General features: G+C 26.6%; 6 protein-coding genes and 1 rRNA gene. All 7 read right to left on the bottom strand.

The features are described 5' to 3' along the window. Positions 1-22 precede the first annotated feature (22 nt). The 7 genes from addA to rrf all read right to left on the bottom strand — a co-directional run bounded on the left by addA (position 23) and on the right by rrf (position 15060). Positions 23-3850: a helicase-exonuclease AddAB subunit AddA gene (addA, locus tag IC175_RS12425; RefSeq protein ID WP_227823614.1), complete on the bottom strand. Its 3828-nt coding sequence runs from the start codon at positions 3848-3850 to the stop codon at positions 23-25. Then, a complete protein-coding gene (addB, locus tag IC175_RS12420; RefSeq protein WP_227834690.1) occupies positions 3850-7320 on the bottom strand; it encodes a helicase-exonuclease AddAB subunit AddB in 3471 nt (1156 codons plus the stop codon). The genes addA and addB overlap by 1 nt, the downstream gene beginning before the upstream one ends. Continuing rightward, positions 7310-8140, bottom strand: coding sequence for a PD-(D/E)XK nuclease family protein (locus IC175_RS12415; RefSeq protein ID WP_227434002.1), 831 nt, complete (start codon positions 8138-8140; stop codon positions 7310-7312). Before IC175_RS12415 ends, addB begins: the two co-directional genes overlap by 11 nt. 145 nt (positions 8141-8285) lie before the next feature. Beyond that, positions 8286-10505, bottom strand: coding sequence for an ATP-dependent helicase (locus tag IC175_RS12410; RefSeq protein WP_227831271.1), 2220 nt, complete (start codon positions 10503-10505; stop codon positions 8286-8288). After that, the gene (locus IC175_RS12405) at positions 10498-12414 is read right to left on the bottom strand and encodes a hypothetical protein (protein WP_227851586.1); all 1917 of its coding nucleotides are present in this window, start codon (positions 12412-12414) and stop codon (positions 10498-10500) included. The genes IC175_RS12410 and IC175_RS12405 overlap by 8 nt, the downstream gene beginning before the upstream one ends. 246 nt (positions 12415-12660) lie before the next feature. Beyond that, positions 12661-14676 (bottom strand): N-acetylmuramoyl-L-alanine amidase, encoded by a 2016-nt coding sequence (locus tag IC175_RS12400; RefSeq protein WP_227851585.1) that lies wholly within the window; start codon positions 14674-14676, stop codon positions 12661-12663. Positions 14677-14943: 267 nt separating this feature from the next. Continuing rightward, a 5S ribosomal RNA gene (gene rrf / locus IC175_RS12395) occupies positions 14944-15060 on the bottom strand. Between the last annotated feature and the right edge of the window lies 1 nt (position 15061).

The following is a 15061-nucleotide window of genomic DNA, read 5'->3' as shown; positions in this document are numbered from 1 at the left end:
TGTCTAATTTATATCAAAATAATTAATAACAAACAGCCTCATCAATTCCAAATAAATATATACATTTTTCTTTTACTGATTTTCCAGTTAAAGTTTCAATAACATCTGCATATAAATCTAATTGTCTCTTATATTTCTCTATTATCTGATTTATATTTTCTTCATTTACAAAATCTGTTTTATAATCTACTAAAACTATCTGATTATCTTCTTCAAAATAAGCATCAACTATACCTCTTAACATGACACTTTCTTTGTCATAAATTTTCTTATCATCATTTTTTATCAATTCTTCATAAAGATATATATCTTTCATATTTACTTGTGCATAAATTGACTTTTCTCTATTTATAAGTTCAGCATTTAACATCCTTTTTCCTATATTAGATGTAAAAAATTTATATATTTTATAAGGATTTACTATACTAGCTTGCTTTTCTGTTATTATACCCTTTGAAATAAAACTTTTTATTTGCATCTTTATATCACTTATGTTGTTTACCTTCTTTAAATCTAAAACTTCCATAACTAAGTGAATTATTGTACCTCTTTCTGCTCCATTTATTTTTTCTTTTTCTTCATCATTTTGAATAAATAGAGGTTTTTTTAAGGTTATTTTTTGTTCGAATATAGTATTTATCAACTCTTCTTCATAATTATTTTGTATCTTTTTTATTTCTGTAACTGATATACTAGCAGGTTTTTTTGTACTAAATTCATATGGATATATATAGTTTAACTTTTCTTCTATTTCAGCATAATAATCGCTATCAGGCTCATCTACATCTATTTTTTCAAGAATTTTTTCAATACTTTCTTTTTCTTCATCATTTTTCTTTTGTATTAAAATATCATCCTTATTCCATAACTTTCCATACCATTTTGAATTATGTTCAACATTAAATGGCACATCTAATCCCATATCTTCCAATAAATTAGATAAATCTTTATGTTTTAATACACAAGGCATTATCCAATCTAAGAAATTCTTACTTTTTAGTATTTCATATTGTGATATTGTATCTAAATTTTCAATTCCATTGGACCATTTTTTCATGCTATCTTGTACATTTCTAGTAGAGCCTGTTATAATCAGTTTCTCTTTTGCCCTCGTAAATGCAACATATAAGACTCTCATCTCTTCTGATAAATTTTCTATATTTATTTTGCTTTTTAGTGCTTCTTTAGCTATACTTGGAAAAGAAATTCGTCTCTCATAATCCACAAACTGAGGTCCATATCCTAAGTTATGATGATATAAAATACTCTTTTTAAAATCTTGAGTATTGAAATTTTTTCCCATAGCAGAACATATAACTATTGGAAATTCTAGACCTTTACTCTTATGGATACTCATTATTCTAACAACATTTGCATTTTCTCCAAGTGTTTTTGCACTCCCCATATCAGAGCTAGATTTTTTTAATTTTTCTATAAAATTTACAAAGTTGAATATTCCCTTAAAGCTAGTCTCTTCAAATTGTTTTGCTCTCTCAAAAAGTACTTTCAAGTTGGCTTGTCTTTGACTTCCACCTGGTAATGCTCCAACATAAGCATAGTATCCAGTTTTTGTATATAAATACCATATAAATTCATCTGTACTCATGTACATTGATTTTTCTTTGAATTCTTTTAGTTTAATCAGAAAGTCTTTGCTTTTATTTATACATTCTTCACTTGGTACAAAATCCGACTTATTTTCATTCTGTGATTCTGTAAATTCATCATACTCTGATGTACTTTCTAAAACTTCATAAAAAGTTTTATCTTTATTTTGAATTCTAATATCAATTAAATCTTCTGGTGTAAATCCAAATATAGGTGACTTTAACACAGCTATAAGTGGTATATCTTGCATTGGATTATCTATTATCTGAAGTAATGATAGTATTGTTTTTATTTCAATTGTATCAAAATATCCAACTCCAACATCAGCATAAGTAGGTATATCCATATTCATCAACTCATCTGCAAACACAGGTGCCCATGCAGATGTAGCTCTTAAAAGAATCACTATATCCTTAAATTCCACAGGTCTATAGGCATCAATTCCTTTATCATAAACTTTTTGAATCTTTCCATCTTCATTGGCTCTCATTAAATCCTTAATAATCTTTCCAACCATTCTAGCTTCAAGTTGTATATTGTCTAGTTCTTCATCTTCTTCTACTTCATTTTCTTCATTATTAACATTATTATCTTTATTATTTATAATATCATTACTAGGTTTAGTATTTTTTTGTATAAGGTGTATTTCTGTTGCTCCGCCAACAATAGAGTTCTCATCTAAATCTGATTTAAAATCTGCACCCAAATTAAGTCTTTCTTTTTCTGTATATTCAATCTCTCCTATATTCTCATTCATTATATTTTCAAATATATAATTTACAGAGTCTACAACTTCTTCTCTACTTCTAAAGTTTTTATAAAGCATTATTTTTCTGTGAGAACTTCCTTTTTCATCTTTATAGTTATTGTACTTTTGTAAAAACAACTCTGGTTTTGCTTGTCTAAATCTATAGATACTCTGCTTTACGTCACCAACCATAAATCTATTTGGAGTATCTATGTTTGCTACAGTTTTGAGCAATACTTCTTGTACAAGATTGCTATCTTGATATTCATCTATAAATATTTCATAGAAATTATCTCTATAACCCATAGCTATATCAGAAGGTACGATATTTCCATTCTCATCTATATTCGTAAGTATATTTAAGGCAAAATGCTCTATATCATTAAAATCTATTATTCCTTTTTCACTTTTTTTATTGCTGTATTCTTCTTCAAATCTTAGAACAATATTGGATATTGGTTTAACTATATTATAAAGATACTTAATTTCGTCTTTAATAGATTCGCTATCTTTATTAAATGTAGCATTTATTATACTTTCTAAAGATTTTTTAATTTTATCTCTTATTGCTTTTGCTTTTTCTTTTGATTCTTTTATATATGAAGGAGCATCTTTTGGTATCCTTTTTATACCTTTTACATAGTTTTCAAAAGACATACTTGACATCTTCTTATGTGCCTCATTCCATGATTTATTACATGCTTCTGAAATATCAACCACTCTCTTATACTCAATCGAAAGCTTCTCTGTAAAAGTTTCTAGCTCTTCTATTGACTTAACTTCTTTTAAGGCCTTTTCCATATTTGAGCAAATTCCATCAATTTCTATTTTTACAGTGTCTAATATAGCTCTAGCCCAAATAGATTCTGAAAAATCAAAGTCCTCATCAATGTTAAATCTCTCTGCTGAATCAACAAGCCATTTTTTAGGCTCAGGAGAAGCCATTGCAAATGAATATATTCCTAAAATAATATCCTGAACCTCTTTATCTCCGCCTCTTTCTGCATAACTTTCAACTAAATTTAAAAAACCCTCTTCTCTTTCTTCATATAATTTTTCAAATACTTCTTCTATTGCCTCTTGTTTCAAAATAGCGCATTCAGTTTGGTCTCCTATTCTAAAATTAGGGTCTAGGTTTATTCTATGGAAGTTTGATTTTATAACATCTAAACAAAATGAGTGTATTGTTGTAATACTTGACTTATTTAATAAGACAAGTTGATTTTGTAAATGTTTATTTTCTGGATTTTCATCTAATGCTTTTCCTATAGCATCACCTATTCTCTCTCTCATTTCTGATGCAGCCGCATTAGTAAATGTAACTACTAATAATTTATCTATATCAATTGGATTTTCTCTACTTGTTATCATTTGAATTATACGTTCAACCAGTACTGCTGTTTTTCCCGACCCAGCAGCAGCTGCAACAAGTAAGTTACAGTCTCTACTTTCTATAACTTCTGTTTGCTCTTTTGTCCATTTAGGAGAACTCATCAATCAACATCTCCTTCCATCATTTTTATTATCTCTTCATTGCTCTTATTATTTAAAATTTTATATTTATTATCTTTCATAGTTGAATCAAATTGACATATAGCTGAATAATCACAAAAATCACATGATGTTCCCTCTTTATGTTTATATGGAGATATCTTTATTTCACCACTCAACATTTCTTCACATAAATCCTTTATCGAATGTTTTACATATTTTCTAAGTAACCTAAAATCTTCATAACTTACTGTAGATGTGCTTTTACCTACATTTCCATCCTTTGTAAGACCTACTGGTATTACTAATGAATTTTTTCTTTTTCCATCTATCAATGACTTATCCATCTCTTTTATTATATGAGAATCTTTTACCACAAGCCCTTTCATTCTAAGCTCTTTTAATATTGCTTCTTGAATTTCAGCGTCATCTTTATCTTCATTAAACTTTGCTATTGGGTTATTTATTCTACAATATAATATTGCTGCTGGATTTAAATTTATATCTTCTTCTTCTTTTACACTTTCAAGGATTGCATCAAGATATACAAGTAATTGTAATTGTAGGCCATAGTATATCTCTGTTAAACTTATAGCTTTATTACCTGATTTATAATCTACTATTCTTATATATTTGTTTTCACCTTCTTCAAACTCATCTACTCTATCTATTTGACCGATTAAATTTACTTCTTCTCCATTATTCAAAACTATTTTTATAGGAGGGTATTTACCGTCTTTACCAAATTTAACTTCATAATCTACAGGTTCAAATGAACCTTGTTTTATCTGTTGGCTAATTATATTTATAGCTGTTGTAAGCATATTCTTCAATCTATACGCAAGATATTTATATCTTTCAGAACTATTTAATATATATCCTGGTATCTTTGAGATTATTTCATCAACTATAATACCTACCTTTAATTCTATATATTCTTCATCAATATCTTTCCACAATAAATTATCTTGTGATAGTTCTTTTGAAAATCTATCTAAAATATTATGAACAAAGGTTCCTAAATCTGGTGGTGTAAATGAATACTCTTTACGCTTTCTGGCTTTAAGGCCATATTGTATAAAATAAGCAAATGGACACTCTGCATATTTTTCAAGCCTAGACACACTAAGAGAATTACTTTTATATAATGACCTTATTTTTTTCTCTTCAATCCTATGAACTTGATTGGTATAACTAAGACCTTTTATAACTTTTTTTGTTATAGAACTATATAGTTCATCCTTTAGATAGTATCTATATATATCTAACCAGATACTATTCATTTCTTCTTTGCTATACTCATCACTATCGTAGTTTTTTATTACACTTATAAGCTCGTTAAATGTAGGTGATTTTACAGTTATTTTTTTAAGTATATCTTCATTAGTTCTTTTATCTTCTTCTATCAAATAACTTTTATTTTCTACATTTGGGAATATTTTCTTCAATCTTGATATAATTATTGAAGGTCTAAGTGTCTTACCCTCATGGTCAGATATAGGATATGTTATAATTAGATTTTCAGATGTTGAAGTAAGGGCTTTATATACTAAAAATTGTTCTTCAAAACTTCTAGTTTTACTATCTATGTCAACTTCAATACCTTTATTTCCAAGACTCTCCCTATCATTATCACTTAATATTCCACTATCTTTTGTAATTAAAGGAAATACACCATCTGTAGTTCCTATTAAGTATAAGTATTTTGTATTTGGATTTTTCATTCTGTCCACACTACTTACAAGTACTTGGTCTATACTAGGAGGAACTAGCCCTAACTCATACTCATCAAAACCAAGAGTTATTAATTTTATAAATTTTTCTAAGGATATTATTTCTTCACCCATAAGTTCCACCATTTGGTCTAAAACATCTACTACTATATCCCAAACTTGTGAATACTGATTAGCAACATCGAGTTCTCCTTTATCCTTAAAATTTACTATTAAACTCTCTATAGTTTCTGGCATATTTATATCTAGTAAAAACTCATATATATACTTGCAAATTTCTTTTACTCTGTTTTTTCCCTTTAATTTTTCTTGTAAATTTATTATTGGCTCTAATACTCTATTTTTTATTTTATTTATTTTATCTTTTAATTCTACCTCAAATTCACTTTCTTCATTAGTAAGACTTTGTGTTATTCTATAATCCCACTTTTCATCAAACCATTTCTTACCTTTAATCCCATTGGCTAGTACATAATTTTCTAGTAAATTTATATCATCATTATCAATTCCTATAAGACCACTCTTTAAATACCTAAACATAGTTTCATATCCATATCGTCTGTTTTTCATTTCTAGAGCCGAAATAATTAATATAACTATTGGATTACTTTTTGCTTCTCTCTTTTTATCTATAAAGTTAGGTATGTTATACTCATTAAATATAGAATGTACCAAAAAATCATATCTATTTAAGTCTCTTGTAGCAAGAGTTATATCTCTATATCTAACATTTTTGTCTCTAACCAAATGTACAATTTCTTTAGCTATTTCTTCTACCTCTGAATATAGATTATTAAATTCTTTTATTTTTATATTTTTAGTTGGATTTATATATGTTTTATATGGATAAGCATTATAAAACTTTTCTAAATGTTGTAACTCTTGAATTCCTTCAAATCTTTTTATAGTGCCTGTATTTAAATTTACTTGTGGTAATATTTTTATTCCTTCTTCATTACATAATTGAGTTAATTTTGAATAAGTAAACTTAGTTCTAGAAAATACATCTGCTTTGCTATATCCAATATAATTAACATTATCTACAGTCAAAGATATATTAACATCTTTAGCTTTATTTAATATACTTTTTATAACATTGTATTGATTTGGTGTAAAACCTGTAAACTCATCTATATAAACATAAGCTCCTTCTAAATAGTTACTCAATTCTATTTTGCCTGATAATGAAGTCAACATATCTTGAGCATCTATATAATTTTCATGTAATTTTCCTTCAAAAGAATTATATATCTTACTTATATCTTTTAACTTTAAACTTAATGTCTCATTTTCTAATTCTCCAGATATATTTTCTAACATTTCAGGACTTATATTGTACTGTTTCATTTCTGATATCATATCTGTAATTGAACTTACAAAACCAGATTGCGACTTTGATTTTGAAAATACATTTAACTCTTCACTTACATCTTCTATCGCTCGATACACCATCATTGCTTTTCCACTAGAATTTATATTTACATCTGTTAATCCTCCTGTTTGAGAAAAAACTATGTTACTCAGTGTTTTAAAACTAAGCACTCTAACTCTTAAGTACTTGTCCTTTTCTCTTCCTAAAAATAGTTTGCTTACTCTATTTTCAGCTTCAAATGTATACTGTTCTGGAACTAAAAGTATAACAGATGTCATTTCATTTTTTTGAGATTCTTTTTTAATTTCATCTAATATATATGTAGATTTTCCACTTCCACATCTACCTAATATAAACCTAAGTCCCATAAATTTCCGCCTCCAAAATACTATAATCTATTTCTTTGTCATTGCATAATTTATTAAACTCACAATACTTACAATGACTTTTATTTCTATAGCACATACGTTCTTCTTTATTATATACCTTTTCTATATCATTGTATAGATTGTGTTCGTATGTATGTTCTTCATAATTAGTACTTTTTATCATGTTTATATAGTTTTGAATCTTATTTCTATTTGCTTCATGTTTTTCTTCATCATATGAGATATTAATTGGCAAATCATCAAATTCAGGTTGGTAATATTTCATACTTATATCTTTAACATTTACTTCTATTTTTAAAACTTTTGGTATAACTTCTTTTGCCAAAAACATATAAACTATTGTTTGAATCCTACTTTCCACATTTTTATAGTTAATCTTTTTAGACTCAGTTTTCCAGTCCCATATCTCTATATTGCCTTTTCCAACTACAATTAAATCATACTTTGCTTGTAATATGTCCCCATTTAAATTCATCCTTACTTCATATTCTGGTAAATACATTTTTTCTTTTTCGATAGGAACAATTTTTTTTATATTCTCAATCCATTTTGAAAATCTTTTACTATTTTTATCATCTTCATTAAAATAGATTCCAAGTGGTATATTACTAAAGTATCTTTCACAAATTAAATGAAAGTCTCTTCCAGTTTTTAAACTATCATAATATTCTCTACTACCTATATCATCATTTTTCCAATTTATTTTATCAATATACTTATATTTAAATTTTAGTGGGCACGACTTATATGTGTTAATTGAATTTTGACTATAAGAAAAATATTTTAATTTATCATTCAATCATATCACTTCTCTCTTAACTTTATTTTTTAATAACTATTTATTATATATTAATTTGGCATTCTTTCAACAGTATATAAGCTAAACTCATCATATATTAACTGATATTTCTTTCAATAATATATCAACTTAACTCATCTATATGTTAATTTGACCTTTTCTCAATAATATATTGATTCAACCTTCTTAAATAAACACAAGGATTCTGTTCTTTTCTTTTATTACCTATATCATTTTCATCTCTATAAGCACTCCCTGAAAGTACTAACATCTCCTTTGCCCTAGTGATTCCTACATATAAAAGTCTAATCTTCTCATTTATAGAATCAATTTTAGTTTGATAAGCGTAATCAGTTGAAATACTACCTTTTAATATAGCTTCAATTTCTGACTTAATAATAGCCATTGGATTTTTGTATTTTTCTTTTAAGTACCATTTATCACTCTGAAATTTCTGAGTAATATTGTCAGGGAAATTATATTCAACAAGACCTAATAAAAACACACAATCCCATTCCATCCCCTTTGATTTATGATAATTACATAGTGTTATGCTACCAGGTTCTGGCTCATATCCATTTATCTCATAAACTACATCTATTATATGATTAAACACCTTATTTTTAACATCAAATAGAACATTGTAAACATCTTCTAAGTCCATATATATATTTTCCGAAACTAAATACTTTATATAAAAAGATATATAATCTAATACTGCTTTATCCTCTTTTTCTAAGTTGAGCTTTTTACCAATAAACAGTATCAGCAGGTCTAACCTTATTATTGGGTATTCTAATATCTGTTTTATAATATCTATACCATATTTAAAACTTGTATATATATCGCTTTCTTCATTAATTTCTAGTGATTCAAATTTATCTTTATTAAATTTCAAATCATATATAATTTCTTCTGTTGTATATTTTTTTAATCTGTCTAAAAAATTCTTTTCTTCTATTTCATTGTCTGTATTTATAAAAACCTTATCAAGTACGATTATTAACTTTTCTATATCATCGCAGTTTAGCATAAAATCTATAATAGAAGCTATGCTATTTATAACCTTTCTTTTACTTAAAGAATTTGGACCCAATTCTTCAAAGGTTAGACTATACTCTCTAAGTTCCTTAGCAACTTGTGTAACTTGTTCATTAAATGGAACTAGTATTCCTATACTCTTATCTGGATATTTCTTTTTTATACCTTTAACATATTTAGCAGTTTGTTCTATTTCATTTTTCCAACTATTATACCATTTTACATTTATATTATAATGCTCTGGCTTAGGGTTTTCTTTATATCCAACTCCAGTTGGAACAGTTTTTATTTGCATATCCTCAAGAGCATATCTGCATTCCTCTTGTTTAAATTCTTTTGTGACATATTCTACAAGTGAATTTGCTAAATCTAGTATATCTTTTGAACTTCTATTTGACATATCCATCCTATAACAACACTTTGCATTTTTTATAAATTCTTTAAAAAACCTGGGGTCTGATGATGAAAATGTACCTGTTATACTCTGATTTATATCTCCCACTCTAACTAAATTATTATTTTCACTTGATATAATTTTTATTATATTCCCTTGTATTTCATTTGAATCTTGACATTCATCTTCAAAAATATATTTATATCTAGTTTGGAATTTTTTTCTAAGTCCTTCATCTAAGCATAAGGTTTTTTCTGCTAAAATTAATATATCATCATAATCTAGTAAGCCATTTTGCTTTAATTTTCTATCATACAATTTGTATATTGGCAAAATCACTTTAAGCATGCCTTTGTGTCCTCTTGATAGTATCTCTTCAAGCTTATCTGGAGAAATTCCCTTGTATTTAAGTTCACTTATAGCATTTCCTACAAATTCAAAAAAACCTCTCTCCCAAGCTTCAAGAGTTATCTCTTTCCATCTCTCATCTTTTTGCTCCTTTAGAAACCATCTAAATGCTCTTTCTCCTCCATCAAATCTAAATTTATTTATACATTCATTTAATATAATACTTTTTTGTAAATCATCAGCTATATTAAAATCTTCACTTAGCATTACTATTTCGGGTTTTTCCTTTATTATTTTTACAGCTAGACTATGTATAGTCATTACTTCATATGAGTTAATATCGTCTATTTTGTTTTCTTCAAGTATTTTTTTTATTCTACCTTTAAAATTATTTACAGCACTATTCATATATGTAAGAACTAATATTTTACCACCTTTATGTTTCTGTTCAAGGAGTAGTTTAGCTACTAAATTGGTTATTATAAATGTCTTGCCAGCCCCAGGAACTGCTGGAACTGCCATAGTTCCATCCTCATAATTTATTATTGGTATTTGGTCTTCTCTATAGTTTATATTAATCATAAATTTTATCTCCTTTATGTGAGAGTTTCAAAAGTATACTATATAGCATACTTTCTTGAATATAACCATTAATTGTGTATTCACTCTTATATGCATAAACTTTCTTTGCACTTAACAATAAATTATATATTGTATTATATAGATAATATTTCTTGTAGTACTCTTCCATTTCATTTGTATAAATTTTTTTCTCTTCAAAAGATTTTCTAAGTACAATTAAATTACTTATATCTTTTTCTATTTTCATATTCCAAGAATTACTTCCTATATCTACCAATATCTGGACACTTCTATCTATATTTGATGATATATATGAATAAGGAGTTGTTATTACTATTTTATCTTTGCTTTTTAACTCTTCTATATCAATAACAGAATAATAATCATTTATTGTCGTCTTTAAAGCTTCTATAAAAATCTTTTCTTCTTTCAATCCAAGTAGGTTTGCACTTTCACTAAATGATTCACTTTCAGTTATTATCTGTTTACATAGACCAACATTCTTTTTACCATCTTTTAAATTTAACATTTTATCTATATAAAATTGAATTAAAAATTCATGTATTTTTATATCACTTTTCTTTTTTTCTTCAATATACTGTAAAATATCACGATATTGATTATATCCTCCTATTTTATCAACTTCTAAATACCTTGTTTCTTTAAAAATCTTAAATGCTTTTATTCTGTTTATGTCTAAAAGAGTCTCTAAAAAACTTATATATTCTTCATCTTTTATAAAGTCTAAATATCCATAAAATATGCAAGTTGCAACCACTAAAGCATTTCCATATGGGTAATCTATAGCTTTTTTATCTTTTTTAGTGTTAAAAACATCTATATTTTTTTCTTTCAAAGAATCTCTAATTTGATACTCCAATATTGTATTGTTTATAGGTGATATAATTGCTATATCTTTTGGAGATACTCCACTTTCTATAAGTGTTACAACCTTTTCGCTCACTAAATCTAACATTTCATTATATAGTTGACTTGATTGATTTAATTCTATACTTGAGGGTAATAAATATAAATCTTCTATTTTTATATTACTTTTTTCAAAGTTAATTTCTTCTTTAAATTTAATTTTAGATATTATCTTTTCATTTATATAACCCATGTCAATATTATTAAATACAGAATAATCTTTACTAAAATCAAAGAATATATAGCTTTCTAATGCATTGCTTGACACCTTTTCAATAAAATCTACTTCTGCATTACTTGAATTTTCAAGACTATCAACTACTATATATCTCAATTCTTTAAGTAAATTTTTTAAATAAAATTCATCATTAAGAAGGTAATTATTATATAGATATACACTCAGTGCATTATCTAAAATTGAATTTGAAAGCAGTGTATTTATATAATATGATATAATTTCATCCATCTGAGTATATGAAAATCTATATATACTATTTCTATTTTTCTTTGATGAATATATTTTTTCTCCAATAAAATCAAAGTCAATTAAATTAAATGCGGACTTACTTATATTTGTAATTATACTTTTTGCGATTGATTTATTCGTTCCTGTGATATCTTCGAAATATCCTTCTTTCACTCTTTTTTCCTTAACTTTTTTAATTATTAAATATTCACTTAAACTATTTGATATAAATGTTGGAGATATAGATTTTTTATTTATTCCTTCACATTTCTCTATTATAAGTGCCCAATATTTTAATAATTCTTTTTTTACAAATCCTATATATGTTGTTATTTTTAATTCTTCACTATAATCTAATTCTAATGACCTCTCATATCTTATTCTAGTATTGTTATTTGGTACTAATAAAATAATACTTCTTGAGTTATTTTCAGTTCTATTCAATAATTCCTTATATTTACCTAAGGATTCATTTTCATCTTTTTTTAGACTGCTTTTTTTTAATAAATATTCCACATAATCACCTTCCTTAATTAAATTAAGTGTATATTATCTAATTATATCATATTGTGCATTTTTCAAAATACAATCAAATTATTGCATTTAACTACAAAAAAGACCATATATACACTGTTATGCATTTGTATATGCAACAATGTATATATAGTCTTTATATATTTACACACCCATACTTCAAATTATAGCTTTAATATAAACTCACAATCATAAATTTATATTAAACTTTAATCACTCTATTTTTAATTACTTTAATGATTCTTCTATTCCTTTAGCTATTTGTGTGCCCATTTCTTTTACTTTTGCAGGTGAATTTATTAACTTCATATCACTCTCATTATCCAAAAATGCACATTCTACAAGTACAGCTGGCATGTCATTGGTTCTTAAAACGTATAAATAATCTTTTGTAGGGTCACTAGTAAGTACTCTTGTTTTTATACCTCTATTTGTAAGTTTAAATTTCTCTAAAATTCGATTTAATATGTTTGTAGCCACAGTCTTAGAAGTTCCTCCATTTTTATCTTTAAGCTTGTAAAACACTTCTACTCCATGACCTTTTCTATTATTATCACCATTGTAATGTATACTTGTAAATAAGTCTGGTTTAAGTGAGTTAGATAAAGCAGTTCTACTTCCAAGTGATAAAGTCTTATCTGTATCTCTAGTCATAATTACATTTATTCCTTTTGAACGTAAATATTCAGTAGTTGCAAGTGAAGTATTTAAATTGTAATCTTTTTCAATCATTCCTCCAAATGAATTTCCAGGTGCTGAACCACCATGTCCTGGGTCAATCATAACTGTCTTTGCTCCATTACTAGCTCCTGGGTCTGTCGGTGTTGTATTATGCTTAGATAATGATAATGCTATAGAATTCATTACCTTAGAAGTTAATCCGCCTCCTATCTTATACACTTTATTAGCAGATTTAGCTTCTAAATTATCCTTATGATATGCAGATACATATGTTTTTGGTGTTATAAGTATTGGAGATTTTAAACTAGCAGCCAATGGTCCTGCTGCTAAAGCATCAACAAGTACATCTGACTTAGCAACTAGAACAGCTTCTAATTCATCCTCTGTATAGAATGTTTTTATTACATTTGCATTTGTTTCATGTCTATCTGCTCCATATACTCTATTTTTAGTAACACTATCTTTAGTTATATCATTTATTTTATTGATAACATTTGTTGATAACATTTGAGGACCACCTATAAAGTAAGCATTTTGTAAATCCTCACTTTGTAACCACTTATACGTATCGTTTGTAAGACTGTCTTTATCACTTAATATAATTGGTTGCTTATCTTGACCTGCTTTTGCTGCAATAGTAAGTGCATCTACTTCTCCACCATTTGCATTTGTTATATATACTTTATCTACATCATGATTTTTATCTATTTCTTTTGCTATCAATAAAGATGTCTCATATCTATTAGAACCATTCAAACGTGTTTGACTAGCACTTACAGTTGATTTTATCTGATTAGCACTAGTTTTAGAAATAGAATTCTCATCTCCAATTATAATTATATCTTTAGGATTTAGACGCTTTAATTCTGCTTTTACACTATCAGACACATTATTTTTTTCAACCAAAAGTATTGGTGCATTATATGTAGTTGCTAGTGGAGTTGATATAATACCATCTATGCTTACATCTCCATTTATTATAACTACTTTATCTGAACCATTTTTCCATCCCTCTTTACTTATTTTAACAGCTGTTTCATATCTATCACTTCCTGTAAGTTCTGTGATAGGTGCAGAAGTCTTTCTCAAATATTTATTTACATCTTTTCTTGAAGTTATATCTTCAATTATACATTCCTGTGTTACATTGTAGTCTTTTAGATTTAATCCCATAGCTTCTAATTCTTGTCTGTCTAAAGTCTTAGGATTAGTTGCGCTATTTATTGTTATCCCTTGTAACTCCCAAACATTTAGATACTCTGGGTCTTTATTATAATTTATAGTTCCTTCATATACCCCAGTTGATTGATTGTAGTTCAGAGTTGTATCTAGTGGCATATCATAACATTTATATTTTAATGTAATGCTATCAGCATCTGGTTTTTCTTTAAATTTTATACTTACTTTTGATGTACTTCCTAAAACTATACTTTTTTTCTCCAAATTTATGTTTAAGTTAGCATTATTTTCCATAGCATTAGACTCAGTAGCAAATGCCATTGTAGGTGCAACAATTGCCATTGAAAGAACTCCTGTTGTTATTAATCTCGTATTTTTTTTCATATTAATCTCCTTATTTAACACAAATTTCTATTTTATTTATTTTTTATCCTACTTACTGTTAAAATTACTTTTAAAACATATGTCAAAGTGTATCTCCCAAAAATTTTAAAGAAAGTTATAAAAATAAACTTACAAAAAAACAAAAAAAATTAAATATTTAAATATTTAATTATATTCACTATATCATTTATTGCCAAAAAAATCTATAAAAGACAAATAAAAACATATAATAATTAGATTTTTATAAAATTTTATGCAAAAAAAATTACGTGGCTACGTCCTACTCTCCCAGGCAGTTTCCCACCAAGTACCATCAGCGCTAGAGAGCTTAACTTCTGTGTTCGGAATGGGAACAGGTGTATCCTCTCTGCTATTGTAACCACAT

Source organism: Clostridioides sp. ES-S-0123-01, assembly GCF_020658415.1.
Lineage (GTDB): Bacteria > Bacillota > Clostridia > Peptostreptococcales > Peptostreptococcaceae > Clostridioides.
The sequence above is the reverse complement of the archived record's forward strand: the minus strand, read 5'-3'. Positions and strand labels throughout refer to the sequence as shown.

Coding starts and splice junctions, on each gene's coding strand:
- IC175_RS12410 (WP_227831271.1), bottom strand. CDS start 10,505: ATGATTAATATAAACTATAGAGAAGACCAAATACCAATAATAAATTAT.
- IC175_RS12400 (WP_227851585.1), bottom strand. CDS start 14,676: ATGAAAAAAAATACGAGATTAATAACAACAGGAGTTCTTTCAATGGCA.
- addA (WP_227823614.1), bottom strand. CDS start 3,850: ATGAGTTCTCCTAAATGGACAAAAGAGCAAACAGAAGTTATAGAAAGT.
- addB (WP_227834690.1), bottom strand. CDS start 7,320: ATGGGACTTAGGTTTATATTAGGTAGATGTGGAAGTGGAAAATCTACA.